Genomic DNA, 26104 nt, shown 5'->3' with positions numbered 1-26104 from the left:
GAGACGGCAGTTCACCAGCCGGTGCCGAAGCGTGCCATGGGCTCGATCAGTTCACTCTCCTCGTACGCGAGATGCGACAGGAGGGTGTCCGTGAGGAGGTCCATGGCCGCGCGCAGGCCCGCGCGGTCCTGCTCCTCGCCTGCGAAGGCGACCAGTTCGCGGTCGATCCGCTCGATCACGCCCTGTATGGCGTGATGTTCCTCGGTGAGCCGGTCGAGCACCGCGCCGAGCCGGGGGTCGGAGCGGCGCAGATACGGGAAGAGGTCCTGGTCCTCGCGGGTGTGGTGCAGGGTGGTCACCCGGCAGTACGAGGCGCAGTACGCGCCGAGCGTCCAGATGTTCTGCCGCAGGCTCAGCTTCTGGATCTCGGAGCGCGCCTCGCCCACGTCGCGCGTGTCGGCCAGCACCTCCCTTACCACGGCGCCGAGTTGGTCGAGATCGGCGCGTAGCTGGTCGTGCGCGGCGACCAGGTTGCGGGCCGGTTCCTGCTCGCGGCGCGGATAGCGCCGACCCGGCTCTGCGGGCGGACCTGTGGGGCGCGTCGACTCGTCCCACAGCCGCTCCGCGGACCTGCGCACCCCGGGGTCCGGGGTGGCCCGTACCGACAGCCGGTCCCCGGAACCGCCGGCCCGGCTCCGGTCGCGGGCGAGGGTGCCCGCAGCCGGGGAGGCAGCCACGGGCACCGACCGGTCACCGGCGCCGCCCGCCGCACCGATCACGGCGGGCTGCGGATCCGGTAGCTCTGCCGCCCTGCCGCGTTCCGCGGCGACCAGCTCCCGGGTGGCGGGTGCCACCTCGGCGGCGAACACCTGGAGCAGGGCGGGCTGCCCGGCCGGCAGCAGGAACGCGCTCGTGCCGTGCTCCAGGGTGAGCGCCGCCAACTGCTCGGGCCAGGCGTCCGGCGCGCCCCGGGGGAAGCCGCCGGGCCCCGGTGAGAGGTTGTACAGCCGCCGCACAGCGGCTGGCTCGCGCCCCGCCGCGAGCGCCGCTTCGTCGACGATGCCGTGGCCTTCGGCGAGGCGGCCCGGCGGTACGTGCGGGACGCTGGGCAGCCAGCCGTCGGCCGACGCGCCGACCAGCTTCAGCATGCGCGGACCGACGGCGCCGACCCAGATCCCGATGGGGTGCGCGGGCGCGGGGCCCGGGGCGGCGCCGTCGAGTCCGTAGTGCTTGCCTTCGACCTGGGCCCGGCCGCCCGGGGTCCACAGCGCCCGGATGACCTCGATGGCCTCACGGGTCGCACGGACCGCCTCGCCAGGACTGCGGCGCGGCCCGCCGTCGGCGGCGATGGCGTCCCAGTACGACCCGGCGCCGAGGCCCAGTTCGACCCGGCCGCCGCTGATCAGGTCGAGGCCCGCGGCGGTGCGCGCCAGCACGGCGGGCGGTCGCAGCGGGAGGTTCGCCACGTTGGGGAAGACCCGCACCCGGGTGGTGGAGGCGGCGATGACCGCCAGCGCCACCCAGGCGTCGAGCAGTTCCGGCCGGTACGGATGGTCCGGCACGCTCACCAGGTCGAGTCCGGTGCGGTCGGCGACCCGGGCCAGCGCCACCGCGTCGTCGCTGTGTCCCGCCGCCGGCACCAGGACGGCGCCGAAGAGGAGGTCGTGTCCGTAGTCAGGCATGTGTGCGAACTCCTAGGCGGCGGTCCGGCCGTCGCCGGGGGCTGGGGCGGGTGCGGGCGCGGCGGCCTTGCGCCAGAGCCTGCCGGGGCCGGCGAGGGCGGCGAGGGTGGCGACCCCGAGCGCGATGGCGGACATCACGAACGCGGTGGTGTAGCCGGACTCGGCCGGGATCCGGGTGCCGGCGATCGTCTTGGACGCGACCAGTGAGGCGGCGATCTGGGCGCCCAGCGAGCCGCCGATGGTCCGCATGATGGTGTTGATGCCGGTCGCCTCACCGGTCTGGCTCCGGTCGACCGCGCTGACCACGAGATTGGCCAGGGCGGCGAAGGCGAAGCCGACACCGATGCCCAGCACCGCCGAGCCCGCGTACATCGCCCACTCGGTGTCGTGCGCCCCCGCGTAGATGACGAAGCCGACGACCCCGATCAGGCACGCCAGCACCAGCGGCAGCTTCCAGCCCACGGCCGCGCCGATCCGTCCGGCGAGCGGGCTGGCGATCAGCATGGTCACCGCCATCGGCACCATGAACAGACCGGACTCGGTGACGGACGCGTCGAAGCCGTAGCCGACCTTCGACGGCGTCTGGGCGAGCAGCGGCACCAGGGTGAACGCGCCGTACATCCCGAAACCGATGATGAGCGCGGTGATGTGGCTGGTCAGCACGGCGGGCCTGCGCAGCAGCTCGATGTCGATGAGCGGCTCGCGCACCTTGGTCTCGACGTACACGAACACCACGAGCAGCACGACGGCGCCGACGAACAGCCCGACGACCCCGCCCGACGCCCAGCCCCACGACTTGCCCTCACTGATGGCGAGCAGCAGCGCCACCACACCGGCGCTGAGCAGGACCACGCCGGTCCAGTCGATACGGCCGGGGGAGCGGACGGCGGACTCCTGGATGAACGCGGCGACGGCCGCGATGCCGAGCAGGATCACGACAAGACCGAGCCAGAAGATCCAGTGCCAGTTCAGGGCGTCGACGATCGGTCCTGGGATGACCAGGCCGACACCGAAGCCGATGCCGAACGTCGAGGAGATCAGGCCGATCGCGACGGGCACCCGCTCGCGCGGGAACTGGTCGCGCACGATGCCGAACGCCAGCGGGAAGGCGGCGGAGCCGACACCCTGCACCGCGCGGGCCGTGATCAGCAGGGGCAGCGAGTTGGACAGGGCGGCGAGCAGGGTGCCCGCGGCGAAGACGGCGAGGCTGGCTATCAGCACCCGGCGCTTGCCGAACATGTCACCGACCCGCCCCAGCAGCGCCGTGGCCACCGAAGCGGTGAGCAGGAACGAGCTGAGCACCCAGGAGACGCCGGTCGTGGAGGCGTCGAACTCGCGCTGGAGGTCGGGCAGCGCCGGCACGACCATCGTCTGCATCAGCGAGAAGGACAGGACGGCGAGGAGCAGGGCGGCGAACGGCGCCGCGGTGCCGCCGCGCGCACCGGTGGCCGGGGCCCCGGTCCGGGTGGGTGTGTCGGTCATGGAGCGGTCCTCCGTGAAGGGGCGCCGCCGTCCGGTCCGGGAGCGTGCGGGAACACGGAGGGAGCGAGCGCCGAACTGGTATCACCACGGAATGATTCCATGATGTCATCCTTACGTCCAGCCACTATATTCCGGTATCGTGAACGCATGAGCGAAACCCCTGAATCCGCCCCGGGCGGCGCGGTCGGCCAGGCCGAAGCGGTGCTGCGCCCGCCGAGCCTGCTGGCGCTGCCGTCGTACCTCGCCGGCCACGCGGCGCGTATCGGCCACGACGCCCTGGTGGAGGCGGTGGGCAGGAACGGTCTCCGGCTGCCGCACTTCGCGGCCCTGACCGCGCTCTCGGACTTCGGCCCGCTGCCCCAGCACGTGCTGGCCGACCGGCTCGGGTTCCAGCGCAGCCACCTGGGGAGCTATCTGGACGCGATCGAGGAGCGGGGTCTGGTGCGCCGCACCCGGGACAGGGCCGACCGGCGCCGGCAGGTGGTCGAGCTGACCGACGAGGGCGTCGCGCTCCAGCGCCGGCTGTGGCGGGTGGCCCAGGAGTCCCAGGACTCCTTCCTCGGCTGTTTCAGCCAGGCCGAGCGGGAGACGCTGACGAGCCTGCTCCGGCGGCTGCTGGACGCCGACGACCGAATTGCGGAAAGGTAGTTCCGGCGGTTCTCGATGGCTTAATGCCGCTTCATATGACTGCAACAGTGAATTCACTGGAAGAGTCTTTGAATTCAGCACCATGATTTGTATCTTTGTGTCAAGTTTCGCTTCGTACGACGAACTTGACCTGCCGGGGGAGAGCATGACGCAACGATCGTCGGTGCAGCGATCGGTCACCGAACTCCTGCCGGGTCCGTTGCAGGCGGGAACGCCTTCCTCCGGCGGCTGGCGCATTCTGATCGTCGAGAGCGACTCCGCCGACGCCTGCGCGCTGGAGGAAGGGCTGCGCAGACACGGCCACGAGGTGGCGGCGGTGGACCGGGGCAGCCTGGCCCTGGAGGCGCACGAGAGTGTGGACCTCGTCCTGCTCGACCTCGAACTGCCGGACCTGGACGGCCTGGAGGTGTGCAAGGCCATCCGCTCGGTCAGTTGCGTCCCGATGATCGTCGTCACCGCACGCGGCTCCGAACTTGACCGGGTGCTGGGACTGCAGGCGGGCGCCGACGACTATCTGGTGAAGCCGTACGGCTTCCGCGAGTTGATGGCCCGTATCGACGCGGTCATGAGACGGGTGAGCACCCAGCGCAGACTGGGGCACGCGATAGACCACGGGCCGCTGCACATCGACGTGAATTCCCGCGAAGTCAGCGTGGACGGGCAGGACGTGGGGCTGACCCGCAAGGAGTTCGACCTGCTCTGCCTGCTCGCCTCGCACCCCGACACCGTGATCTCCCGCAAACGGCTGCTGCAACAGGTGTGGGGCGACTCGTGGTCCCGGCGGACCGTGGACACCCACGTCAGCAGCCTGCGCGGGAAACTCGGCGGAAGCGGCTGGATCATCACCGTACGCGGTGTGGGGTTCAAGCTCGGAAACGCCTGAATTCCGTTTCCGGTGTTCCGCGATCTCGCGTTGCCATAACCGCCCGCCGGGACTGCCGTATTCACTTGTGGCGAGCGAGGAAAAGGCGAGCCGCGGCCCGGGAGGCAACGGGTACGGCCCTGCGGCCTCGGACGGGTACGGCCCTGCGCGCTCACCAGGCCAGCGTCGCCCGGATGAACTTGCCCCCCTCGGGGAGCGGGACGACGGCCACGTCGGCCAGCCGCCGCACCAGGGGCCAGCCGTAGCCACCGGGCAGCCAGTCGGGCTCCCGGCCGCCGGACCCGTGGTCCCTGACCGTCGGTACGGTCGCGCTCGCGTCCCGTACCGCCACCTCGACCACGCCGTCCCCCGCGGTGATCCGCATGGCGGTCACGCCCCCGGCGTGCCGGACGGCGTTGGTCACCAGCTCGGAGACGACCAGCAGGATGTCCCCGAGCGTGCGCTGGGAGACCGGTGGCTCATAATGCGCCAGAAACTCGCCGGTCAGCGCGCGTGCCTCGGCGGCGCTGACCGGGAGGGCGTCGAACCATCTCAGTGCTCCGGCGACGGCATTGTCGGCTCCGTCGTCAACCGTTGTCATTGGGCCTGCACCCCCGTACGCGGCTGGGCTCTCTGCCGTGCGTCTGCCCTCGTGGTGCCGGATCAAGCGTTCGGTCCCCGACCGGCCGTGAGCGTCGCACGGTGCCAGTGTGCTCGAATCCGGCTCCCGGTCCTGCCGCTTTGCGACAACTCGTGGCGGTACCGGCGGCCCGGGTCGTTCTCGGACCGTGGCCGGAATGATGCTCCGGTTGTCGCATATGCTTCCGGCCGAAACGACGTCTACCGCCGACGTCGTCTGCTGAGGGGGTGGAGTGTGGCCGAGCTGCCCATGGGCGTCTCGGCGCGTCCCGGACAGCGCCGCCGTAACGTGGCGCCGCCCGGCGTGCCGGCGCAGGACGCCGCCGTCGTACGTGGCTCCGTGCGGGCCGTGGACGCCGTGCTGCTGCTGGTCGAGGACGACGCCGGCGACGCGCTGCTCGTCGAGGAGATGCTCGCCGACAGCGACCTGGAGTCCACCCTCACCTGGTGCAAGACGCTGGCGGAGGCCCAGGGGTTCCTGCTGACCTGCCCCCAGCCGGTCTGCGTGCTGCTCGACCTCCATCTGCCGGACGTCCACGGGGTGGACGCCGTCACCCGTATCGTGCGCAGCGCGCCGGACGCCGCCATCGTCGTCCTGACCGGCATGGCCGAGGGCGAGACCGGGCTGCAGGCCGTGGCGACCGGCGCCCAGGACTACCTCGTCAAGGGCAGACTCGACCCGGAGACCCTCAGCAGAGCCGTCCGGTACGCCCTCCAGCGCAAGCAGGTCGAGCGGGCCACCGCGGCGCTGCGGGCCAACGAACTGATGGCCCAGGAGAACGCCCGGCTCGAACGCGGTCTGCTGCCGGTGCCGCTGCTGCGCGGCGAGGACTTCGGGGCGATCGCCCGGTACGAGCCGGGCCGCGTCCACGGACTGCTCAGCGGGGACTTCTACGACGTCGTGCAGACGTCCGACGGGGCCGTGCACGCCGTCATCGGCGACGTGTCGGGCCACGGCGCGGCCGAGGCCGCCCTCGGGGTGTGCCTGCGGGTCGCCTGGCGCACCGCCGTCCTGTGCGGCACCCAGCCGCTGGAACAGGTCCGGCTGCTGGAGGAGATTCTGGTCGCCGAACGCACCGACCACCATCTTTTCGCCACGGTCAGCTCGCTCGTCTTCCCCCCGGGCCGCCACGAGGTGCGGGTCGTCCGCGCCGGCCACCCGGGGCTGCTCGTCCGGCACGGGACTTCGGTGAACTGGGAGGAACCGCACGTGGGCATGGCGCTCGGACTGATGCCCGGCATGGGCCGCTGGACCGAGGCGGTGCTGCCGCTGCCGCCCGACGGGTCGGTGGTCCTGTTCACCGACGGCCTCTTCGAGGGGCGCACGAGCCCCACCACCCGGCTCGGCGAGGACGGCCTGCTGGAGCTGGCCCGCCGGCACGGCGCGCTGCCCGCACAGGCCTTCGTGGACGCCCTGGTCGAAGGGGCGGCCCGCGGGGCCGCGCCTTACGGGGGACTCGCCGACGACGTGGCCGTGCTCCACCTCGGCTGGGACGATGCCCTATGAGCCTGTGGAGCACCGCGCGCACGCGGCTCTCCGTCCAGGGCTGGGTCTGGCTGATCCTCGCCGCCATGGTCCTGGTCGTCTCCGGCTGCGCCATTGTCGGCAGCGTGCTGCTGTCCCGTACGAACGAGCGCACCGCCCAGCTCGTGGACCACATCCAGCCCGCCCGCTCCGCCGTCTTCCAGTTGCAGAAGTCCCTGCTCGACCAGGAGACCGGCGTGCGCGGCTTCGCGCTGACCGCCGAACCCTCGTTCCTCCAGCCCTACCAGCAGGGCCGCGCTGACGAGCGGCGGTTCACCGCCAACGTCGCACGCTTCGTGGCGGGCGACCCGCGGTCCGAGGCCGATCTCGCCGGCATCACCAAGGCGGCGGCCGACTGGCGCAGCCAGGTGGCCGAGCCGCTGATCACCTCCGTGCGGACCCGGGGCGCCGAAGCCGCTTCGGCCGAGCAGCTCACCCGGAGCAAGTCCGCGTTCGACGCGCTGCGGCGCCGGTTCACCCAGCAGGAGGACCACCTCGACGCGGCCAGGGACACCGCACGCGCGGAACTCAACCACGCACGCGGGGTCAGCGACGCGCTGTTCCTCACGATGCTGGGCGTCTTCGTCGTCGCCGTCCTCGGCCTCGGCCTCGTCGTGCACCGGATGGTCGGCCGCCCGCTGAGCGCGCTGCGCGCCGCGTCCGACGGGGTGCGCGCGGGCGCCTTCGACCGGCGTATCGCCGTCCTCGGGCCCGCCGACGTACGGGCCGTCGGCGCCGCCGTCGAGGACATGCGCGGCCGGCTCGCCGACGAACTCGCCGTCACCCGGGCGCGCGAGACGCTGCTCGGCGAACAGGCCGAGGAACTGCGCCGCTCCAACTCGGAGCTGGAGCAGTTCGCCTACGTCGCCTCGCACGACCTCCAGGAGCCGCTGCGCAAGGTCGCCTCGTTCTGCCAGCTCCTGGAGAAGCGGTACGGCGACCAGCTCGACGGCCGCGGCAAGCAGTACATCGACTTCGCCGTCGACGGCGCCAAGCGGATGCAGGTCCTCATCAACGACCTGCTCACGTTCTCCCGGGTCGGCCGGGTGCTCGACGCGTGGCAGATGGTGCCGCTGGACAAGGCCCTCGACCGGGCGCTCGGCAACCTCGGCCTGATCATCGAGGAGGCGGAGGTCACCGTCGTCAGGGAGGAGCCGCTGCCTGAGGTGAGCGGTGACCCGACCACGCTCGCGATGCTCTGGCAGAACCTCGTCGGCAACGCGATAAAGTTCCGCAGGGCCGACGAGCCGTCCGTGATCACCGTCGGCTGTGTCCGCGAGGAGGACGACTGGCATCTGAGCGTCACCGACAACGGCATCGGGGTCGCTCCGGAGTTCGCCGAGAAGGTCTTCGTCATCTTCCAGCGGCTGCACGCCAGGGACGAGTACGAGGGGACGGGCATCGGTCTCGCGCTGTGCCGGAAGATCGTCGAGTTCCACGGCGGCAGGATCTGGCTGGAGTCCGTGCAGGAGGGCGGCACGCGCATCCACTTCACCGTCCCCGTCCAGCCCGACCGCAGCACCACCACCGCACTTGCCACCACCCTGCCGGGAGCCGCCACGTGAACACCCGCATGCAGTCCATCGAGGTACTCCTGGTCGAGGACGACGCCGGCGACGAGCTGATGACGCGCGAGGCGTTCGAGGACAACAAGATCCGCAACACGCTGCATGTGGTGCGCGACGGCGAAGAGGCCCTGGACTTCCTGTACCGGCGGGGCGACCACACGGACGCGGTGCGCCCCGACCTCATCCTGCTCGACCTCAACCTGCCGAGGTACGACGGGCGCCAGGTCCTGGAGAAGATCAAGACGGACCCCGAGCTGGCGCTGATCCCGGTGGTCGTGCTGACCACGTCGTCCGCCGAGGAAGACATCCTGCGCAGCTACAAACTGCATGCCAACGCGTACGTGACGAAGCCGGTCGACCTCGACCAGTTCATCGCGGCCGTCCGGCAGATCGACGAGTTCTTCGTCACCGTGGTCCGGCTGCCGGGCCGCCAGTGAACCCCTTCACGAAAGCCGGGGGCATACCCGCGGCGTGCGAGGGCAGAAGGGCAACCGGAGCAGGGGGTCCCCGACCACTCTCACCGGTGCCGGGCAGGGCAGGAGCGAATGAACGAACAGATCACTATCGGCGCGGAGTACGCGCCCACCGCGGCGGATTCTGTGCAGCCTTTGCGACGAGCGGCTCAATTCAGTGGCGAACCGGGATGCATAGCCGAGGCCCGGCAGCTCACGGTGCGATTCCTCCAGCAGTTGGAGGCGGAGTGGCTCGCCGAACTCGGCGGCCGCACCCATGACGATCTGCTGCTGGTCGTCAGCGAACTGGTCACCAACGCCGAGCGGCACAGCCACGGCCCGTACCTCCTTGAGCTCGAAGGCACGGACCGGCAGGTCACGGTCACGGTGTACGACAGCAGCGCCACCCTGCCGCGCCGCTACGAGCAGGACCCCAGCAGGCTCGGCGGCCACGGCATGGAGATCGTCCACGCGCTGAGCGACCGGCTGAGCGCCGAGCGCGTCCCGGTGGGCAAGCGCGTCCAGGCCGTCTTCGACCTGGAGCGCCGCCGCAAGCCCTGAGCCGCTCCCTGTGGGCCCACGTCCGGGCCCGGTCAGCCGTCGAGCGCCCCAGGGCCGCCGTACGGGCGTCCGCCGCTCGTACCGTCGTCCTTCCTGCCGAACCAGTCCAGGCACAGCACCAGCGCGTCGTCGAGGGACTCGGCGTCGCGGTGCAGCGCCAGCTCCCGCAGTACGGCGCGCGGCACCATCGGCGCGGGCAGCAGACTCGTGGAGTTGACGGCCCGGCTCAGCGCCCGGTCCCCGTACAGCTCACCGCGCGGCGAGACCGCCGCGTAGACGCCGTCGCTCACGAACAGCAGCCGGTCGCCCGGCTCGACCTGGAACGTCTGCGCCACATAGTCCGACTCCTCGAACATGCCGAGCGGAAGCTGCGCCTCCAGCTCGACGCGCTCCACGTTCTTGCCGCGCTGGCGCCAGAGCTGCGGGGAGCCGGCGTCCACCGCCTCGACCTGGCCCGTGGCCAGCTCGAAGCGCAGCAGCAGCGTCGAGACGTGGGAGGCGCCCCTGTGCTGCTCGTACAGGGCCTGATCGGCCAGCGCCGCCTGGTCGGCGATGCCGATCCCGGCCCTGCGGGCGTTGCGCAGGGCGTTGACCGCGAGGTTGGTGAGCAGCGAGGCCTGGATGCCCTCACCCATCCCGTTGGTCACCGCGAGGGTCAGCGTCTCGGCGTCCGCCGACCAGTCGAAGTTGTCGCCGTGGATCGCGTACGCCGGCTCCAGTTGGGCGCCCAGGGCGTACTCCTGCGCCGCGCAGGCCCGCGCGGGCAGCAGCTCCCACTGCATCTCGGCGGCCAGCGTCAGCCGGTTCACCCGGCGCGCGCGCCGGTAGAGGTCCGTGTCGCGCTCGGCCACCAGGATCTCGTGACCGAACAGCTCGGCGACCTGGGTCAGCTCCTCGGTGGTCGCCGCCGTCGAGCGGTCGGCGGGCAGCCGTACGGTCAGGATCCCCAGCCGCTCGCCGCGCACGGTGACCGGCAGATGGTGGTCGACGGCGTCCGTGTGCCTGACCTCGCGCTCGCTCGGCTCCTGGCTGCCGAAGGCGCGCCCCTCGGGCGTGTTGTTCAGCGACAGGGCCTCGTCGGGGCGGCCGACGAAAGTGCCGCCGCCGACCGGCTGGAGCACCGTGAGCCCGTAGTCGACCAGGTGCAGTTGTACGGATGTCGCCCCGTACGCGGCTTCGAGCACCCCGCGTACGGCCTCCACCAGGGCGTGCGGCGCCGCCGTGCGCACCGCTCTCTCCACATCCGCGAGTACAGTCACTTTTGTTCAGGCCTTCTTCGTCCAGGGGCGGATCCGTCCGGGCTGACAAAGGCCCGTGCCGGATGAAAGAGTGGATCGATGTCCCGCTTCACCGGTCAGTCGCGCCAGCGTGAGCAGGTTGCCGAGGCCGCCTGCGCCGCCTCCGAGCTGCTTGAGGTGCTGTGGGGGCGAGGCCAGGACGCCGCGCCCTCGGGGCCCGTATCGCCTTCCCAGCTAAGAGCCCTTCTCGTCATCGAGGAGCACGAGGGTGCCAACCTCAGAACGCTGAGCGAGGTGCTCGGCTCGCGCCCCTCCTCGCTGAGCAGGCTCTGCGACCGGATGGAGGCCATGGGCCTGGTCCAGCGCTCGCAGAGTCCGACGAGCCGCCGGGAGGTGGAACTGAGGCTCACCAGGCGCGGCCATCTGGTGCTCGACGAGTACCGGGCCTTCCGCTCCCGTGAGGTCGAGGCCGTACTGGCGCAGATGGACCCCTCCGACATCATGATGCTCGCCGAAGGGCTCGCCGCGTTCCGCGCCGCGGCCCGCACCCGGCTGGGCACGGCCCAGGAGGGACCCGGAGCGGCGCAGAACGAGGTCGCGGACACCGCATAGCTCCATTCGGCCCCATCTCCCGCCCCATGCACGTTACTCTCCGCGCGGAGCGTCGTGCGGAGACAGTGAACAGATTGTTGCTCACCAGAGAATGTTGTCAAATGACAACTATCGCTTCTATCGTGGGGTCCGCGCCACACCGTCCCACCGTCAGCTCGAAGGATCTCCGTGCTCCCTCCCGACAGTGCAGGCCAAGTCATGGGACTGGTTGCCGGCCACGCCGGTGACGCGGTCGTTCTCACCGTCAGCGGTGACCTGGACCTGGACAACATCGCGCCGCTGGCCGGAGCGCTCACCGAGGCGGGCGAGAGCTGTCCCGGGCCCGTCGTGCTCGATCTGTCCGGCGTCGGCTTCGCCGACTCCACGACGGTGAACGTGCTGCTCAAAGCGCGCAGCGAGCTGGGCGCACGGCTGCGGGTCGCCAGGCCCTCGGCCTTCGTCGCACGGCTCTTCCAGGTCATCGGCCTGGGCAGCGCCCTGCCGGTGTACGAGACGGTCGAGGCGGCCCTGGCCGCACCCGGCGCGTCAGGGCCTGCCGCGTCTGACGTCGCCCAGTGAGACGACGAAGGACCGCAGCCCCGCGAGCAGGTCGCGGCGCTCCTCCACCGACATCAGCCGCATGACCGCCGCCAGCTCGGCCGCCCGTCCCGCGAGATGACCGGCCAGCTCGGCGGCGCCTTCCGGGGTGAGCGCCAGCTCGATACCCCGCCGGTCCCTCGCCACCGCCGTACGGGTCAGCAGGCCCGTCGACGCCAGCCGCCCGCAGAGCCGGCTGGCCCGGGGGAGCGTGAGACCGACGGCCTTGGCCAGACCGGTCAGATTGATTCCGGGGCGCTCCCCGACCACGTACAGCACCCGCAGCCGGTGCGGCAGGAGCTGCGGGTCCAGGGCGACAGCCGCCCGCACCGAGATGTCAGCGACGGTCTCCGCCGAAACTCCGGGGTCGTCGTCCCCGGACCCCGGCGGGACCCGCTCCTCGGGAAGGTGGCCTTCCATGCCACTGCTCTGCCCGCTGAGGCGCTTCTCACACGGCAGCCGCCGCAGCCCCCGCCAGGTTCTGTCCGGCCTAGGGCCTGTCGTGTGGATCAGGCCCTAGGGGAATGCCTCGATCGCCACTGGCTTCACTCCGGCACTGTTCGGCGGCGCTCTCCGGGGTAGGCGGGGAAAGGACAGGCCAGAGCCACAGCCCATATCTCCGGGGTGAGCCACGATGCACCATCCGCACGCGAGCGACGACCGGCATCTGCCGTCCGCGGAACGCGACACCCGGCCGCTGCTCGCGGCCGAGGCACGCGATGCCGCCTACGGTTTCCTGGCCGAGCTCGATCCGACACCTTCCACCCGAACGGCCCAGAATCTGGTGCTGGTCGTCTCCGAGCTGGTGACCAACGCGCTGCGGCACGCGGGGGCGGTCACCTCGATGCGGCTGCGCGCCGACCGGCGCTCGCTGCAGATCGCGGTGGACGACCCCAGCCCGGCCGCGCCCGAGGACCGGGTCCCGGATCTCACCGGGCGCGACGGCGGCTTCGGCTGGCCGATGATCAAGAGTCTGGCCCAGAAGGTCACCGTGCTGCCGGGGCCCGGCGGCGGCAAGACGATCAGCGCCGTCCTGGCCCGCTGAGCGGACCGCCCGGACATTCGGCCGCCGCCCGGCCGGACACGGCAGTGCGGGCCCGACCTTCGCGGCCGGGCCCGCACGCGTGTCACCGAGTGGTGGCGGTCAGCTCGTGTACGCCTCCAGCTCGGAGAGCTGTGCGGCGGGCCAGCCCGTGTTGCCGGTGAATGTCACCCGTATGTAGCGGGCGGACGTGCCGGGCAGGGTGACGGTCGCCGTGTTGCCGCTCGACGGGTTGAACGTGTAGCCCGCCGAGCCCTTCAGCGAGGTGAAGGTGTTGTTGTCGGTGGAGCCGAGCACGCTCAGGGTCTGCGTACGGGTGGCCCACGCAGCCGCCGGCGGCAGCTTCAGGACCAGCCGCTTGACGGCCTTGTTCGCGCCGAGGTCGACCGTGGCCGACTGCGGGAAGGCGTTGTTCCTGCTCTCCCAGTAGGTGTTGGCGTTGCCGTCGACCGCGTTGCCCACGCCGTACACGTCGGCGTGGCTGGTCTCGGCGATCGGCCGGCCCTGCGCGATGTTGCCCTGGTCGCCCGGGTCGGTGGGCGGGTCCGTCGGGTCGGTCGGCGGGTCGGTGGGCGGGTCCGTCGGCGGGTCGGTGGGCGGGTTGCCGCCCTGTGCGACGCCGCCGTTGGTCCAGATCGGGGTGGGCCAGGTGCCCGTGCAGACCGGCGGGTTGGCGTACCAGCCGGAGTTGCCGGTCCCCTGGGTGATCTGGAAGCCCGAGCCGATGCAGTTGTGGATCGGGTTGGACTGGGCGATGTGCGTGGCCTTGACGTTGGTGAACGAGGCCGTGCCCGGCGCCTGGATCTGCAGCGCGTAGGTTCCCGCCCCGTCGATCCTGATGTTGTTGAAGTGCAGCCCGTTCGTCGCGCCCTCGATCAGGTGGATCGCGGCGTACGAGCTGTCCAGGATCTCGCTGTCGGTGATGTTGATGTTGCCGTTGACCGGCTCGTTGAGACCGCTGAACCAGACGGCGCCGACGCCGAACTGCCAGTTGAAGTCGTTGTTGCCGGTTCTGATCAGGGTGTTGCGCGCCGCCGTCGTGGTGCCGGAGACGGCCGTGCCCTGACCGGAGTTGACCCCCGGATAGCGGTTGGCGATGTGCAGCCCGCCACCGTTGGTGATGGTGTCGGCCATCACGTTGTCGGAGATCGTGATGTCCTTGCCGCCGTAGGTGACGATGTTGTTCGCCAGGATCGGCAGGATCACCGTGTTGAACGTGAACTTGTTGTTGACGTTCGGGACGTTCTCCGCCCACATGGCCAGACCGTCGTCACCGGTGTTGCGTACGAAGGTGTTGGTGACGGTCGAGTTGGTGACGCCCATGTGGAAATTGACGCCGTCGGCGGTCTGGTCGAGGATGCGGCTGTTCTTGATGGTGAAGTTGTTCATCGGGCCGTCCATCCACGCCCCGACCTTCGTGTGCTGCATCCACACGTTGTCGACCGTGGAGTCGGACATGGCCCCGCCGATGGCGTTGACCTGGTCGTTGTCCTCGCGCTCCCGGATGTCGCCCAGGATGGCGAAGTTCTTCAGGGTGACGTTCTTGCTGCCGCCCGCGTTGGCGTACTTGCCGTACACCCCGACGGCCTTGGCCCGGTTGGACGGGTCGCGCCCGGTCAGCACGCTGTACCAGGGGCCCGCACCCGCCAGCGTCACCTGGTCGACGACGATGTGGTCGCGTACCTGGAAGGTGCCCTGCGGGAGGTAGACCGCCTTGCCCTGGGCCTTGCCCGCGTCGACCGCCGCCTGGATCTTGGCCGTCGAGTCGGCTGCCCCCGTCGGGTCGGCGCCGAAGTCGGCGACCACGTCGAGCGCCCCTGACGGCTTGGCGATGGGCGCCGCCACCGTCTCGAAGTCGGCGAGGTCGATGGTGAAGGTGGGCGACTGCGCCGTGGACGAGACCTGCAGCCTGACCTTGGTGCCGGCCGGCAGGGTCGACCCGAACATCGTGCGGGTCTCGTCGTAGAAGTGGTGCGGGTTGGTGTCGCCCGGGTTGTTGTTGAACGGGTAACCGCCGTAGTACCAACTGTACTTGGAGGTCACCGGCACGCTCTTGAGCTGATTGCCGTTGACCTTCAGGTCGATGCTGGCGTCACGTCCCGCACCGTTCGAGGTGTCCGGCAGCGAGTAGCGGAACGACATCGCGTTCGCCGGCGCCGTGAGGGTGAACTCCACGTACTCGCCGGTCGCGTCGAGCGTGACCGCCTGGCGGCCCGAGGCTTCCGAGGGGAGGTGGCCGTAGAGGCGGTCAGGTCCGATCAGGGAGCCGTTGGTGGCTGCGTACTCCGCCTCCTGCTCCTTGAACGGGACCGTCGCGCCGCGGCCGGGCACGCCGACCGGCGAGGGGGCGGGGACCCCCGCCGCCTGGGCGGCGGGCGCGGTGGACAGGACCACCGCCGTGGCCGTCCCGGCCACGGCGAGGGCCAGTGAGACAGATGCGGATATGCCGCGGCGGAACAGGCGGCGTCTAGGGGGAGGTGTCACAGACATACGTCCTTGCGGCTCGTGGGGGACTCTGCGGACGCGAAAAGGCTAGGAGCAGTAGCGCAGGAAGTCTATGAATCTGCGCAAAAAATGAAGGCGAAAGCAAAATTCCGCGACCTGACAGATCACGTAGCCCTATTCATCGGATGTCTGAGGGGAAGGGGTCCGCGCACCGCTCTTACCGGGGCCGCCACCGGCGGCATATGCTCCGCTCATGCGTGCCGCTCTCTTTGTCACCTGCGTCAATGACGCCGTGTATCCGTCCACCGGCATCGCGACCGTGCGGCTCCTGGAGCGCCTGGGCGTCGAGGTGGACTTCCCCGAGGCCCAGACCTGCTGCGGCCAGCCGCAGTTCAACACGGGCTACCGCCGCGAGACCGAGCCGCTGGTACGCCGGATGGCGCGGACCTTCGACGGCTACGACTACGTGGTGACGCCTTCGGGCTCCTGCGCCGCCATGGTCAGGAACCACTATCCGAAGATCGGTGACGCGGCCGCCGCCGCGCTCGCCGCGCGCACCTACGAACTTACCGAGTTCCTGGTCGACGTGGTCGGCGTGACCGACGTCGGGGCGTATTTCCCACACACCGTCACCTACCACCCGTCCTGCCACGGACTGCGGATGCTGGGACTCGGCGAACGGCCCCGCGCCCTGCTGCGCGCGGTCAAGGGCCTGGAGCTGCGCGAGCTGGAGGGCGCCGAGGAATGCTGCGGCTTCGGCGGCACCTTCGCGGTGAAGAACTCCGATGTTTCCGCCGCGATGGGTCAGGACAAGGTGCGGCACGCCGTCGAGACCGGCGCAGAAGTGCTCTGCGGCGCCGACAACTCCTGTCTGATGCACATCGGCGGCGTACTGAGCCGCGCCGACGCCCCGCTGCGCGCCCTGCATCTCGCGGAGATCCTTGCGTCGACCGAAGAGGAGCCCTGGTCATGAGCGGCACATTTGTCGGGATGCCCGCCTTCCCCGCGGCGGCGAGGGAAGCGGTCGCCAACGAGACCCTGCGCGGCAATCTGCGCCACGCCACCCACACCATCCGCGACAAACGGGCCACCGCCGTCGCCGAGTTGGCCGACTGGGCGCAGCTCAGGGAGGCGGGGAAGCAGATCAAGGACCACACCCTGCGCCATCTGGACCGCTATCTCGTCCAGTTGGAGGAGTCCGTCACGGCGGCGGGCGGCGTGGTGCACTGGGCGGCCGATGCCGCCGAGGCGAACCGGATCGTCGCCGAACTGGTCAAGGCGACAGGCGAGACCGAGGTCGTCAAGGTCAAGTCGATGGCCACGCAGGAGATCGGCCTCAACGAAGCCCTCGCCGAGGAGGGCATCTCCGCGTACGAGACCGATCTGGCCGAGCTGATCGTCCAGTTGGGCCACGACCGGCCCTCGCACATCCTCGTCCCCGCCATCCACCGCAACCGCGGCGAGATCCGGGACATCTTCACCAAGGAGATGGGCAACTGGGGCCGCGCCGCCCCCGACGGGCTCTCCGACACCCCCGCCGAACTGGCCGAGGCCGCCCGGCTCCATCTGCGCGAGAAGTTCCTGCGCGCGAAGGTCGGCATCTCCGGCGCCAACTTCATGGTCGCCGAGACCGGCACGATGGCGGTCTTCGAGTCCGAGGGCAACGGCCGGATGTGCCTGACGCTCCCGGAGACCCTGATCTCCGTCGTCGGTATCGAGAAAGTCGTACCGACCTGGCGGGACCTCGAAGTCTTCCTGCAGACGCTGCCCCGCTCGTCGACCGCCGAACGGATGAACCCGTACACCAGCATGTGGACCGGTACGCACGACACCGACGGCCCGCAGGTCTTCCATCTGGTGCTCCTCGACAACGGACGCACCCAGACACTCGCCGACGAGGTCGGCAGGCAGGCGCTGCGCTGCATCCGCTGCTCGGCGTGCCTGAACGTCTGCCCGGTGTACGAGCGGGCCGGCGGCCACGCCTACGGCTCGGTGTACCCGGGCCCGATCGGCGCGATCCTCAGCCCCCAACTGCGCGGTACGCAGAGCGACATCGACGCCTCGCTGCCGTTCGCCTCCTCGCTCTGCGGAGCCTGCTACGACGTGTGCCCGGTCGCCATCGACATCCCCGAGGTGCTGGTGCACCTGCGCGAGCGCGTCGCCGACCAGGGCGGCAAGGGGCACCGGCTGGAGAAGGCCGCGATGAAGGCGGCGGGCTGGGTCTTCGACCACCCCCGGGTGATGGCGGCGGGGGAACGCGCCGCCAACAGGACCCGCAAGCTCCACCCCGCGAAGCTGCCCGGCGCGAGTGCCTGGACCAACACCCGGGACCTGCCGGAGATGCCCGCCGAGTCGTTCCGCGACTGGTGGAAGAAGAACCGCGAGAACGGCCGGAAGGACACCGGATCATGACCACCGCACCGGAAAGCCGCCAGCCGGAAAGCCCCCGGCCCGCGAGCGCCGCCTCCGGCTCGCGCGAGCGGATCCTCGCCCGGATCCGCAGCGCGGTCGCCGAAGCGCCGGAAGCCCCCGAGGCCGCGCGCGACTACCTCGACACCCACACCCCCGACGAGCGGATCGTGGAACTGCTCGCCGAGAACCTCGCCGACTACCGCGCGCTCGTCCACCGCACCGACCGGGCGGGACTACCCGCCGTCATCGCCCGGCTGCTCGCCGAACGCGGCGCGCGCACCGTCGCCGTACCGCCCCTGCTCCCCGCGGACTGGCTGGCGGAGTCCGACACCAGCCAGGTGCCGGACAGCGCCGACGAGACGGCCCAGCGGCTGGACGACGTCGACAGCGTCGTCACCGGCTGCGCCGTGGCCGTCGCCGAGACCGGCACGATCGTCCTCGACGGCTCGCCCGACCAGGGACGCCGGCGGATCACCCTCGTCCCCGACCACCACATCTGCGTCGTACGAGTGCCGGACCAGGTCGTCGCTTCGGTGCCGCGCGCCATGCCCCGGCTCGACCCGACCCGCCCGCTGACCTGGATCTCAGGCCCCTCGGCCACCAGCGACATCGAACTGGACCGGGTCGAGGGCGTGCACGGCCCGCGCACCCTCGAAGTGATCCTGGTGACCGCCGACTAGGCCGGACAGGGCCTAGCCGCGCAGCCCCGGGCCCTAGCCGCGCAGCCGGGGCGCGAGGGCGGCGGCGTCCACCGGGCCGCCGCCCCCCGAGACCCGCGTGGCCAGCTCCCGCGCCCAGCCGATCAGTCCGGGCACGTCGATCGTGTACGCCGCGGCGCTGCCCGGCGCGGCGCCGGCGCCGTACCCCTCGATCTGGGCGGCGCCGCGCAGCAGCAGCCGCACGCCGCCCGTGCTGTTGCCGCGCGCGGCGTGCGTCAGCCCCACGGCGAGCTGGGCCAGCCCCTTCCACAGCGCCCGTTCCCCGTCCGGGCCCGACTTCCACGCGTCCTCGAAGACCTCGTGCGCGTGGAAGGGCATCCCCGCCGCCAGCAGCCGCTGGGCCTCGGTGACCGTCTCCTCGGGCGTGCGGACGAGCCCTTCCGGTTGCCGTTCGACCCCCGGTGTCCCGTACGGCAGTGGCCGCCCCAGGCCGTCCCGTGGCCGCGCGTTGCGCGCGCGCCCGGCCGGGTCCCGGTCCCGTGTCTCCCGCAGATCGTCGTCCATCCTCCGATTGTCCCTCCGCCCGGCCGGTACCGGGCCTTGCGGGGGGCAGGGCAACTGCGATGATGTTCACGAGACGTGCACACAAATGACCTGGGGGGGACATGGGGAACGTCGGTACGGCACTGCTGGAACTGAGAACGGCCCAGAAGTCGGCCAAGGGAGTCTCGCTCTACTCCCGCTTCGTGAACAGGCCGGTGGGCCGCTACCTGGCGGCCGGATCGCACGGCATCGGTCTGACGCCCAATCAAGTCACGCTGGTCAGCGCGGCGTTCAGCTTCACCGCGGTGATCGCGCTGGCCGTGGGCCGGCCGTCCTGGGACCTCGGCATCGCCGTCTGGGCCGCGCTCGCCGTCGGCTTCGCCTTCGACTCGGCCGACGGGCAGCTCGCCCGGCTGCGCGGCAGCGGCAGCGCCGCGGGGGAGTGGCTGGACCACGTGGTGGACTGCGCGAAGATCACCGCGCTGCACACCGCCGTACTGATCTCCTTCTTCCGGTACCCCGAGCACTACGGGATACCGGAGGAGGCCTGGCTGCTGGTGCCGCTCGGCTTCCAGTTCTCCGCCGTCGTGACGTTCTTCGGCGGCCTGCTCACCGAGAAGCTCAAGCCGCGTCCCGCGCCGGGCGCTGCGGCGCCCGCGCCGTCCACCCTGCGCGCCGTCGCCCTGCTGCCGGTCGACCACGGCATGTTCTGCCTGGTCTTCCTGCTGCTGGGCGGCGGGAGCTGGTTCCGCTGGGCCTATACGGCCCTGGGTGTCGCTTCCGTGCTGTTCCTGCTGGCCTTCCTCACGAAGTGGTTCCGGGAACTGACCGCAGTTCCGCGCTGAACTGCGGCTCCGGCTCGGCCAGTACGTCGAGTGCCCGGCGCAACTGGGTGCTCGACGTGTGCACGGTGTACGGGAAGTAGACGATCTCGACGCCGACCTCGGCGAAGTCCCGCTCCAGCCTGTCGCCCTTCGCCGTGCCCCGCCAGTCGTCGCCCTTGAACAGGACGTCGAACCGGACCTGGCGCCAGGTCTCCACCTTGTCGGGGACCGTCTCGACGAAGGCGGCGTCCACGTACTTCACGCTCCGGACGATCTCCAGCCGCTCGACAAGCGGAATCATCGGCCGGCGCCCCTTGGCCAGCTCGGCCATCTCGTCCGAGACGACCCCGGCGACCAGGTAGTCGCACCGGCTGCGGGCATGTCTCAGGATGTTGAGGTGCCCGATGTGGAAAAGATCGTAAGCACCGGGCGCGTAGCCGACGCGATAGGGCATGTCGTTCGTCCTGCTGTGTGCCATGAAATGAACCCCCCACGGGCCGCACCCCCCCGGGCGCGGCTGAAGCTACTGACGATAGCGTGCACATTCCCTTCCGTAAGGGTGAACAATGAGGGCGAGATCAGGTTCACCTCTGGGGGGAAGAGACCGCTTCGTGAAAGCACATCGCGATACCGGCGCGCCGGGCGGGGGTGCGCGCCGGCTGCTGCTGGTGTCCACCAACTACGCGCCCGAGCACGCGGGCATCGGCCCGTACGCTACACAGATCGCCGAGCATTGGGCAGGCAGCGGGCACGAGACGCACGTACTGACCGGAATGCCGCACTACCCTTCCTGGTCCCTGGACCCGGCGTACGCGGGCGTCTGGCGCCGTACGGAACATCTGCGGGGGGTCGTCGTGCACCGGCGCAGGCACACCGTGCCGCCCCGGCAGACCGCCGTCAGGCGCGCCTTGTTCGAGGGGACGATCCTGCTGCACGGTACGGCGGCGCCGCCCCGGATGGGCCGGCCCGACGCCGTACTGGCCCAGTTGCCCAGCCTCGCCGGCGGGGTGCTCGGTGCGCGGCTCGCCGCCCGCTGGCGGGTGCCGTACATACCCGTCGTACAGGACCTGATGGGGGCTGCCGCCGCCCAGAGCGGAATCCGCGGCGGCGACCGCGCCGCCGCCGTCGTGCGGCGCGCCGAGTCGTACGCCCTGCGGCGCGGCCGGCTGGTCGGCGTCATCCACGAGACCTTCGTCGAACCCGTCCGGGCCATGGGCGTCGACCCGGGCCGCATCAGGGTCGTGCCCAACTGGTCGCACGTGCCAGGACCCTCGCGCGCACGCGCCGAGACCCGCGAGCGGCTCGGCTGGGCCGACGGCGAGACGGTCCTGCTGCACTCCGGCAACATGGGCCTGAAGCAGGGGCTCGACGTGCTGGTCGAGACGGCCAGGCGCGATCCGGCGGTGCGGGTGGTCCTGATGGGCGACGGCAGCCAGCGCGAGGCGCTGGGCAGGGCCGCCGACGGCATACCCAACCTGGACTTCCTGCCGCCCGCCGGGGATGATGAGTTTCCGGACATCCTCGCTGCGGCCGACGTCCTCGCCGTCACGCAGCGGGCCTCGGTGCTCGACATGAGCGTGCCGTCCAAGCTGACCTCGTACTTCGCCTCGGGGCGGCCCGTCGTCGCCTCGGTCGCGGCCGAGGGCGGCACGGCCCGCGAGGTGCTGCGTTCCGGCGCCGGGGTGCTCGTACCGCCCGAGGACCCGGACGATCTGCTGAAGGCGGTGCGTAGACTCGCCGAAGATCCGGCGGGCGCCGACGCTCTGGGGGCGGCGGGACCACGCCATGTGACGGCTCATCTGTCGCGGGCCGACGGCCTCGCCCGGATCGACGCACTCATCGACGAGGCCATGGGGGGTCCACTGACGTGACGGACATGCATGTCTCCGCTGCGGGTGACGACGAACCGAATCCGCTCAGGGACCAGTTCCGGCAGCTTCTGCGCTACCGCTGGCTCATCGGCGGCGGCGTCGGCATCGGCCTGGTCGGCGGCGCCTGGCTGGGCGTGACGTCCGCCGAGTCGTACGCGGCGTCCAGCGACGTCAGACTGCGCGCGCCCAGCACCGACCCGTTCAACTCCGCCGTCTCGGTGGACAAGAGCGTCGACATGGGCTCCGAGCGGCAGACCGCGATCAGCGGCAGCGTCCTCGACCTGGCGGCCGCCCGGCTCGGCATCACCGGGGGATCGGGCGAGCTGCGCTCGGGGATCCAGGTCACCAACCCGCCCCAGACCATGGTGCTGCACTTCACGTACACGGCGAGCACGCCCACCGAGGCGGCCCGCCGTGCCAACGCCCTGACCAAGGCCTATCTGGACCTGCGCAAGAAGCAGTGGGCCGGGATCAGGGACAGCATGGTCAAGAACTACACCGACGAGCTGAACCCGCTCGGCAAGCAGCAGGACGAACTGACCAAGGAGATCAACGAGCTGCCCGAGGACACGGCAGCCTCGGACTCCGCGTACACGGTCCGGGCCAACCTGCTCAACAAGATCAACGACTTGCAGAGCAACATCAGCAGCCTCAAGTCGCTCGACATGACGCCCGGCGACGTCATCGCCGTCGCCACCGCGCCCGCCTCTTCCCAGGGGCTCGGACTGCCGCTCTCCGTCGGACTCGGCGGCGCCGTCGGGGTGGCGCTCGGCCTGCTCGGCGCCTGGGTCCGGCTGGTGTTCGACCCCTCGCCGCGCTCGGCGAGCGACATCGTCCGAGCCGTACGGGCCCCCGTCCTCGGCACATTGCCGCGCGCCGGGTCAGGGCCGCTCCTCGCCGACCAGGCGGACTCGCGGATCGCCGAGGAGTACCGCTCGGTGGCCTTCCGGCTCGCCTACGACCAGCGGTTCGCCGACCGGCGCAGGCTGCTCGTGGTGGCCCCGCGGGGCAGCAGCGACGCGGCGGCGGCCGTCGCCGCCAACCTGGCCGCCTCCTTCGCCGAGACCGGCAAGGACGTACTGCTCATCGAGGCCGATCTGCGCACCCCCTCGCTCGCCGGACGGCTGCGGGTCAACGCGGCGGCGCGGCCGAGCTGGAGCCTGCCGACCGACCCGGACGAGGCGGGCTGGCCGGGCACCCGGCAACTCTCCGTCGACGCGGGCGAGTCGGGCTCCTTCGACCTGGTACCCGGCGAGCGCGTGCGCAACGTGGCCCGCGCGCTGACCTCCTCGCGGATGACCCGGCTGATCGACGAGGCCGACTCGCCGAACGCGACCGTCGTCGTCCTCGCACCGCCGGTCCTCGCCTACGCCGACGCGCTCGCACTGGCCGACCGGGTGGACGGCGTCCTCGTCGTCTGCGACCCGGCGTCCGTGCACCGCGCCGACCTCGCCAGGATCCGCGAACTCATCAGCGGCGCTGGCGGTACGGTGCTCGGCGCCGTCGTGCACACCAAACCGCGCCGCAGGGCGGGCAAGGGCGGCAGCTCGGGGCACCGCAGCGCCAGGGGCCCGGGAAGCGGCCCGCCGCCGCCGGCCGGACCGGCCCAGGAGCCGCAGCAGCCCCCGATGGGGGACGGCAGCGACACGGTGGGACTGCGCACCGTACGCGCCGGCGATCTGCGGTGAGACGCTCGGCCGTCGTCGCGGCTTCGGTACTCGACCAGGCGGCCTCCAGCCTGACCAACATCCTGGTGCTCGTGATGGCGGCCCGGGTCTCCACGGCGGCCGGCTTCGCTGCCTTCTCGATGGTCTACCTGACCTTCACCGTGCTGCTCGGCCTCAACATGTCGTACGTGGGCCAGGCCGTCGTCCTGGAGCGCGGTGACGACGACGGGACGCTCGCCTCGGCCTGCCGCTCCGCCGCCGTCTTCACCGCCTGCGCCTCCCTGGTCGCCGGCGCGCTGCTGGTGGCGGGCGGCGCGGTGACCGGCGGCCGGGCGGGCGGCGCCTTCCTGGCGCTCGGTCTCGTCCTGCCCGTCGTGCTCGTCCAGGACGGACTGCGCTACTCGTTCTCCGCGCTGCGCCAGCCGCACCGCGCGCTCGCCGCCGACGTCCTGCGGCTGGTGTGCGTCGTACCGGCCCTGCTGCTCCAGCCGCACCACGCGGCGCCCGCCCGGCTCGTCGCCGTGTGGGGCTTCTCCGCGCTGCCCGCGCTGCTGGTGGGACTCCTGCTGCTGCGGCCCCTCGTGGCCGGCGCCACCACGCACGTACGCCGCTATCTGCGGCGCGGCCACCTCGGGATGCGGTTTGTCGTCGAGTTCGCCGTCGGCAACGCGTCCAGCCAGCTCGCGGTGCTCGGACTCGGCCTGTTCGCCAGCCCGTTGACGGTCGGCGCGCTGCGCGGCGCCACCACCGTCTTCGGGCCGCTCAACGTCCTGTTCAACTCCGTCAACGCCTTCGGCCCGCCGGTGCTCGGCCGGCTCGGCAGCCGGCGGGCCACCGCACGCTCGGCCGCGGTGCTGGGCGGTGTGCTCTCCGTCGTCGGACTCGGCTGGGCGGCCGTGCTGTACGCGCTGCCCGACCGGGTCGGGCACCAACTCCTCGGCGCCACCTGGCAGTCGGCGTCCGAGATGTTCCCCGCCACCGGCACCCAGTACGCCTTCATGGCCCTCGGCACCTGCGCCCTGGTCACCCTGCGGGTGCTCAGCCCGCGCGCCACCCTGCCCCTGCAGATCGTCTTCTCACTGCTCACCGTCGTGCTGATGCTCGGCGGTTACGCCGTCGACGGGGCGCTCGGCGCCGCCTGGGGCCTGGCCGCGGGCTCCGCCCTGAAGGCCCTCGCCGCCTGGATCCGGGTCAGCCGACTGCGTACCGAACCGGACCGGCTCGCCGACGATCAGCGCAGCGCCGCTTCCTTGTCCTGACGGTACGTCATGACGAGTGCGACACAGAGCACGGCGATGGCGATCCGCCCCGACGCCTGGAGCAGCGGCCCGCGCAGCAGGATGAACGAGTAGCCGGCCACCAACGGCACCACCAGCGCGATCAGACTCCCCGGCGGCGCGCGCCGGGTCGCCCTGCGGGCGTACCTGCCGTCGACCCTGGCCGCCGCGTACCCCATGCCGAGCAGCCCGAGAGACATGCCCAGCGGGCCGAAGTCGATCCACAGCTCGGCCCACACCGGCGAGGAGAGATTGGTGTTGACCGTGCCCATCCACTGGCCGACCATCACGCCCGTGTCGCGCGGCTTGCCCGGCCAGGCGGAGCGCGGCACGGCGAAGAACACGGAACCGGCCATCTGGCGGCCGAAACTGTGGCCGTGCCCCGAGCGCACGAAGGTGATCGTGTTGGCGAACATGCCGACCTGGTCGTAGTCCTTGAGCGCCAGCGGCTGGAGCAGCGACGTCGTCTCCACCGGCCGGTAGTTCTTCGCGTCGTAGCGGAAGCGGTCGGCGAACGGGAAGACCACCAGCGCCACCACGACACCCAGGCTCAGCGCCGCCCGGTACATCGCCGCACTCACCGGGAAGACCGTGAACAGCAGCGAGAACAGCACGGTCAGGAACCAGTAACGCGGATTGGATATCGGGTTGTTGACCACCAGGTTGAGCGCGCAGAGCGCCAGCCAGGTGGCGATGACGGGAGCCGAGCGGCGGGCCCGCCGCGAGGTGACCAGCCACCGCGTGTACACCAGCAGCGCCAGCAGCGCGGGTACGGTGCCGAAGCCGCGCAGCAGCGCCTGGCCCGCCTGCGAGTCGGCCTGCGAGAGCCCCGCGTCGGCGATCCCGGCGATGATCTCCTGCCGGCTGCTGAAGAAGACCGCGGGGCCGCCGAGCTTGACGACGAAAGCGGCGCTGCACACGAACGCCGCCACCACGAGCAGGTACAGCCGCCGCCGGTGCACCAGGGCCGGCCTGGTCACCCCCCGCCCCGTACCGCCGGGACGGTGCCGCGCCAGCAGCGCGCCCACGTCGAAGGCCACACAGCCGATCAGGATCAGCGCGACGGCCTCGGTCAGATCCGAGCGGGGGCCCACCACGGGGGTGGGCTCCTGGCCGAGCACGAGCTGAGCCAGCGGGGCCACCCCCATCGCCATGTAGACGAAGAGCCAGAACGACCCCTGGAGCAGCTTGCGCCTGGTGGTCATCACCATGGCGCACAGCCGGGCCCCGGCGTACATGGTCAGGGTGAGCTGGAGCCAGTACGCGGCGTCGTGGACCCCGCCGCCCGGCTGAGAGGCGACCACCACCGGCAGGACCAGGGAGAGGCCGAGGACCAGCGGCACCGAGAGCGCACGGGAGAGCAGGGTGCGCGGCGAGACCACCGGCGACGGCGCGTCGGCCGTCACCGGAACGGGCGGCCCGGTGGCCTCGTTCACGTCTGTCGCCATACAGGCCCCCGCCCCCCTCGAAAAGTTCCCCACGTTCCCCCGACGAGGAGTCTAGAGCCTGCCGTGCCTCCATCTGGAGCCTGCTGTGCCTCCACCTCGCTGTCACCTTGCGTCAACCACTAGGCTGAGCG

The 26104-nt window shown here is 71.3% G+C and carries 25 protein-coding genes; 16 read left to right on the top strand and 9 right to left on the bottom strand.

The genetic code is table 11. The annotated features are described in order from the left end of the window. Positions 1 to 11 precede the first annotated feature (11 nt). Positions 12 to 1622: an LLM class flavin-dependent oxidoreductase gene (locus tag ACZ63I_RS18825; protein WP_469339899.1), complete on the bottom strand. Its 1611-nt coding sequence runs from the start codon at positions 1620 to 1622 to the stop codon at positions 12 to 14. Positions 1623 to 1634: 12 nt separating this feature from the next. Beyond that, positions 1635 to 3104 (bottom strand): MFS transporter, encoded by a 1470-nt coding sequence (locus tag ACZ63I_RS18820; protein ID WP_469339898.1) that lies wholly within the window; start codon positions 3102 to 3104, stop codon positions 1635 to 1637. A gap of 147 nt (positions 3105 to 3251) precedes the next feature. Here ACZ63I_RS18820 and ACZ63I_RS18815 point away from each other — a divergent pair, with 147 nt between their 5' ends. Further along, complete coding sequence (locus tag ACZ63I_RS18815) at positions 3252 to 3752, top strand: MarR family winged helix-turn-helix transcriptional regulator (protein ID WP_469339896.1); 501 nt, start codon at positions 3252 to 3254, stop codon at positions 3750 to 3752. A 145-nt stretch (positions 3753 to 3897) separates the two neighbouring features. Continuing rightward, complete coding sequence (locus ACZ63I_RS18810; protein WP_469339894.1) at positions 3898 to 4635, top strand: response regulator transcription factor; 738 nt, start codon at positions 3898 to 3900, stop codon at positions 4633 to 4635. A gap of 151 nt (positions 4636 to 4786) precedes the next feature. On the opposite strand, the gene ACZ63I_RS18805 is transcribed toward ACZ63I_RS18810, so the two are convergent. Then, positions 4787 to 5215 (bottom strand): ATP-binding protein, encoded by a 429-nt coding sequence (locus ACZ63I_RS18805; protein WP_469339892.1) that lies wholly within the window; start codon positions 5213 to 5215, stop codon positions 4787 to 4789. A gap of 288 nt (positions 5216 to 5503) precedes the next feature. Between ACZ63I_RS18805 and ACZ63I_RS18800 the strand changes: the two genes are divergently transcribed. The 4 genes from ACZ63I_RS18800 (at position 5504) to ACZ63I_RS18785 (ending at position 9359) form a co-directional block, all read left to right on the top strand. Further along, complete coding sequence (locus ACZ63I_RS18800; protein ID WP_469339992.1) at positions 5504 to 6760, top strand: PP2C family protein-serine/threonine phosphatase; 1257 nt, start codon at positions 5504 to 5506, stop codon at positions 6758 to 6760. Then, positions 6757 to 8343, top strand: coding sequence for a sensor histidine kinase (locus ACZ63I_RS18795; RefSeq protein WP_469339891.1), 1587 nt, complete (start codon positions 6757 to 6759; stop codon positions 8341 to 8343). The genes ACZ63I_RS18800 and ACZ63I_RS18795 overlap by 4 nt, the downstream gene beginning before the upstream one ends. Continuing rightward, entirely contained in the window at positions 8340 to 8783 is a 444-nt protein-coding gene (locus ACZ63I_RS18790) for a response regulator (protein WP_469339889.1), read from the top strand. Before ACZ63I_RS18795 ends, ACZ63I_RS18790 begins: the two co-directional genes overlap by 4 nt. A gap of 108 nt (positions 8784 to 8891) precedes the next feature. Next, positions 8892 to 9359, top strand: a complete 468-nt coding sequence (locus tag ACZ63I_RS18785; RefSeq protein ID WP_469339887.1) for an ATP-binding protein — start codon at positions 8892 to 8894, stop codon at positions 9357 to 9359. A gap of 32 nt (positions 9360 to 9391) precedes the next feature. Here ACZ63I_RS18785 and ACZ63I_RS18780 read toward each other — a convergent pair whose 3' ends face one another. Continuing rightward, a complete protein-coding gene (locus ACZ63I_RS18780) occupies positions 9392 to 10618 on the bottom strand; it encodes a PP2C family protein-serine/threonine phosphatase (RefSeq protein WP_469339886.1) in 1227 nt (408 codons plus the stop codon). A 78-nt stretch (positions 10619 to 10696) separates the two neighbouring features. On the opposite strand from ACZ63I_RS18780, the gene ACZ63I_RS18775 reads away from it, so the two are divergent. After that, positions 10697 to 11209 carry a MarR family winged helix-turn-helix transcriptional regulator gene (locus ACZ63I_RS18775; protein ID WP_469339884.1) on the top strand — a complete coding sequence of 171 codons (513 nt, stop codon included), beginning with the start codon at positions 10697 to 10699 and terminating at the stop codon, positions 11207 to 11209. A gap of 198 nt (positions 11210 to 11407) precedes the next feature. Further along, positions 11408 to 11767 carry an STAS domain-containing protein gene (locus tag ACZ63I_RS18770; protein ID WP_469339883.1) on the top strand — a complete coding sequence of 120 codons (360 nt, stop codon included), beginning with the start codon at positions 11408 to 11410 and terminating at the stop codon, positions 11765 to 11767. Here ACZ63I_RS18770 and ACZ63I_RS18765 read toward each other — a convergent pair. Next, the gene (locus tag ACZ63I_RS18765) at positions 11735 to 12205 is read right to left on the bottom strand and encodes a MarR family winged helix-turn-helix transcriptional regulator (RefSeq protein ID WP_469339881.1); all 471 of its coding nucleotides are present in this window, start codon (positions 12203 to 12205) and stop codon (positions 11735 to 11737) included. The two genes, ACZ63I_RS18770 and ACZ63I_RS18765, sit on opposite strands and share 33 nt — an antisense overlap. 214 nt (positions 12206 to 12419) lie before the next feature. On the opposite strand from ACZ63I_RS18765, the gene ACZ63I_RS18760 reads away from it, so the two are divergent. After that, positions 12420 to 12830 (top strand): ATP-binding protein, encoded by a 411-nt coding sequence (locus ACZ63I_RS18760; RefSeq protein WP_469339880.1) that lies wholly within the window; start codon positions 12420 to 12422, stop codon positions 12828 to 12830. A 99-nt stretch (positions 12831 to 12929) separates the two neighbouring features. Here ACZ63I_RS18760 and ACZ63I_RS18755 read toward each other — a convergent pair whose 3' ends face one another. Then, positions 12930 to 15311, bottom strand: coding sequence for a galactose-binding domain-containing protein (locus ACZ63I_RS18755; RefSeq protein ID WP_469339878.1), 2382 nt, complete (start codon positions 15309 to 15311; stop codon positions 12930 to 12932). Between the two features lie 214 nt (positions 15312 to 15525). On the opposite strand from ACZ63I_RS18755, the gene ACZ63I_RS18750 reads away from it, so the two are divergent. The 3 genes from ACZ63I_RS18750 to ACZ63I_RS18740 are packed head-to-tail and all read left to right on the top strand — an operon-like array spanning position 15526 to position 18364. Continuing rightward, positions 15526 to 16245 carry a (Fe-S)-binding protein gene (locus ACZ63I_RS18750; protein ID WP_469339877.1) on the top strand — a complete coding sequence of 240 codons (720 nt, stop codon included), beginning with the start codon at positions 15526 to 15528 and terminating at the stop codon, positions 16243 to 16245. Continuing rightward, positions 16242 to 17684, top strand: a complete 1443-nt coding sequence (locus tag ACZ63I_RS18745; RefSeq protein WP_469339875.1) for a LutB/LldF family L-lactate oxidation iron-sulfur protein — start codon at positions 16242 to 16244, stop codon at positions 17682 to 17684. The genes ACZ63I_RS18750 and ACZ63I_RS18745 overlap by 4 nt, the downstream gene beginning before the upstream one ends. Then, complete coding sequence (locus tag ACZ63I_RS18740) at positions 17681 to 18364, top strand: LutC/YkgG family protein (RefSeq protein ID WP_469339873.1); 684 nt, start codon at positions 17681 to 17683, stop codon at positions 18362 to 18364. The genes ACZ63I_RS18745 and ACZ63I_RS18740 overlap by 4 nt, the downstream gene beginning before the upstream one ends. Positions 18365 to 18397: 33 nt before the next feature. On the opposite strand, the gene ACZ63I_RS18735 is transcribed toward ACZ63I_RS18740, so the two are convergent. Further along, complete coding sequence (locus ACZ63I_RS18735) at positions 18398 to 18895, bottom strand: DUF309 domain-containing protein (protein WP_469339990.1); 498 nt, start codon at positions 18893 to 18895, stop codon at positions 18398 to 18400. Positions 18896 to 19008: 113 nt separating this feature from the next. On the opposite strand from ACZ63I_RS18735, the gene ACZ63I_RS18730 reads away from it, so the two are divergent. Further along, on the top strand, positions 19009 to 19731 hold the full coding sequence (locus ACZ63I_RS18730) for a CDP-alcohol phosphatidyltransferase family protein (protein WP_469339871.1): 723 nt from the start codon (positions 19009 to 19011) through the stop codon (positions 19729 to 19731). Here ACZ63I_RS18730 and ACZ63I_RS18725 read toward each other — a convergent pair. Beyond that, positions 19691 to 20164 carry an FAD synthase family protein gene (locus tag ACZ63I_RS18725; protein WP_469339870.1) on the bottom strand — a complete coding sequence of 158 codons (474 nt, stop codon included), beginning with the start codon at positions 20162 to 20164 and terminating at the stop codon, positions 19691 to 19693. The genes ACZ63I_RS18730 and ACZ63I_RS18725 overlap by 41 nt on opposite strands. Positions 20165 to 20375: 211 nt before the next feature. On the opposite strand from ACZ63I_RS18725, the gene ACZ63I_RS18720 reads away from it, so the two are divergent. The 3 genes from ACZ63I_RS18720 to ACZ63I_RS18710 are packed head-to-tail and all read left to right on the top strand — an operon-like array spanning position 20376 to position 24507. Continuing rightward, positions 20376 to 21581, top strand: a complete 1206-nt coding sequence (locus ACZ63I_RS18720) for a glycosyltransferase family 4 protein (protein ID WP_469339988.1) — start codon at positions 20376 to 20378, stop codon at positions 21579 to 21581. Positions 21582 to 21586: 5 nt separating this feature from the next. Next, positions 21587 to 23269 carry a lipopolysaccharide biosynthesis protein gene (locus tag ACZ63I_RS18715; RefSeq protein ID WP_469339983.1) on the top strand — a complete coding sequence of 561 codons (1683 nt, stop codon included), beginning with the start codon at positions 21587 to 21589 and terminating at the stop codon, positions 23267 to 23269. Next, a complete protein-coding gene (locus tag ACZ63I_RS18710) occupies positions 23266 to 24507 on the top strand; it encodes an MATE family efflux transporter (RefSeq protein ID WP_469339868.1) in 1242 nt (413 codons plus the stop codon). The genes ACZ63I_RS18715 and ACZ63I_RS18710 overlap by 4 nt, the downstream gene beginning before the upstream one ends. On the opposite strand, the gene ACZ63I_RS18705 is transcribed toward ACZ63I_RS18710, so the two are convergent. Continuing rightward, the gene (locus ACZ63I_RS18705) at positions 24480 to 25973 is read right to left on the bottom strand and encodes a hypothetical protein (RefSeq protein WP_469339867.1); all 1494 of its coding nucleotides are present in this window, start codon (positions 25971 to 25973) and stop codon (positions 24480 to 24482) included. The genes ACZ63I_RS18710 and ACZ63I_RS18705 overlap by 28 nt on opposite strands. Positions 25974 to 26104 lie beyond the last annotated feature (131 nt).

This window comes from Streptomyces sp. NPDC087906, assembly GCF_055584925.1.
This window is presented reverse-complemented; position numbering and strand designations above follow the sequence as displayed.

Bases quoted from the DNA above. Each gene is read 5' to 3' on its own strand.
- ACZ63I_RS18825 (WP_469339899.1), bottom strand. From the start codon at position 1,622: ATGCCTGACTACGGACACGACCTCCTCTTCGGCGCCGTCCTGGTGCCG.
- ACZ63I_RS18820 (WP_469339898.1), bottom strand. From the start codon at position 3,104: ATGACCGACACACCCACCCGGACCGGGGCCCCGGCCACCGGTGCGCGC.
- ACZ63I_RS18815 (WP_469339896.1), top strand. From the start codon at position 3,252: ATGAGCGAAACCCCTGAATCCGCCCCGGGCGGCGCGGTCGGCCAGGCC.
- ACZ63I_RS18810 (WP_469339894.1), top strand. From the start codon at position 3,898: ATGACGCAACGATCGTCGGTGCAGCGATCGGTCACCGAACTCCTGCCG.
- ACZ63I_RS18805 (WP_469339892.1), bottom strand. From the start codon at position 5,215: ATGACAACGGTTGACGACGGAGCCGACAATGCCGTCGCCGGAGCACTG.
- ACZ63I_RS18800 (WP_469339992.1), top strand. From the start codon at position 5,504: ATGGGCGTCTCGGCGCGTCCCGGACAGCGCCGCCGTAACGTGGCGCCG.
- ACZ63I_RS18795 (WP_469339891.1), top strand. From the start codon at position 6,757: ATGAGCCTGTGGAGCACCGCGCGCACGCGGCTCTCCGTCCAGGGCTGG.
- ACZ63I_RS18785 (WP_469339887.1), top strand. From the start codon at position 8,892: ATGAACGAACAGATCACTATCGGCGCGGAGTACGCGCCCACCGCGGCG.
- ACZ63I_RS18775 (WP_469339884.1), top strand. From the start codon at position 10,697: ATGTCCCGCTTCACCGGTCAGTCGCGCCAGCGTGAGCAGGTTGCCGAG.
- ACZ63I_RS18770 (WP_469339883.1), top strand. From the start codon at position 11,408: ATGGGACTGGTTGCCGGCCACGCCGGTGACGCGGTCGTTCTCACCGTC.
- ACZ63I_RS18765 (WP_469339881.1), bottom strand. From the start codon at position 12,205: ATGGAAGGCCACCTTCCCGAGGAGCGGGTCCCGCCGGGGTCCGGGGAC.
- ACZ63I_RS18760 (WP_469339880.1), top strand. From the start codon at position 12,420: ATGCACCATCCGCACGCGAGCGACGACCGGCATCTGCCGTCCGCGGAA.
- ACZ63I_RS18750 (WP_469339877.1), top strand. From the start codon at position 15,526: ATGCGTGCCGCTCTCTTTGTCACCTGCGTCAATGACGCCGTGTATCCG.
- ACZ63I_RS18745 (WP_469339875.1), top strand. From the start codon at position 16,242: ATGAGCGGCACATTTGTCGGGATGCCCGCCTTCCCCGCGGCGGCGAGG.
- ACZ63I_RS18740 (WP_469339873.1), top strand. From the start codon at position 17,681: ATGACCACCGCACCGGAAAGCCGCCAGCCGGAAAGCCCCCGGCCCGCG.
- ACZ63I_RS18730 (WP_469339871.1), top strand. From the start codon at position 19,009: ATGGGGAACGTCGGTACGGCACTGCTGGAACTGAGAACGGCCCAGAAG.
- ACZ63I_RS18725 (WP_469339870.1), bottom strand. From the start codon at position 20,164: ATGCCCTATCGCGTCGGCTACGCGCCCGGTGCTTACGATCTTTTCCAC.
- ACZ63I_RS18715 (WP_469339983.1), top strand. From the start codon at position 21,587: ATGCATGTCTCCGCTGCGGGTGACGACGAACCGAATCCGCTCAGGGAC.
- ACZ63I_RS18705 (WP_469339867.1), bottom strand. From the start codon at position 25,973: ATGGCGACAGACGTGAACGAGGCCACCGGGCCGCCCGTTCCGGTGACG.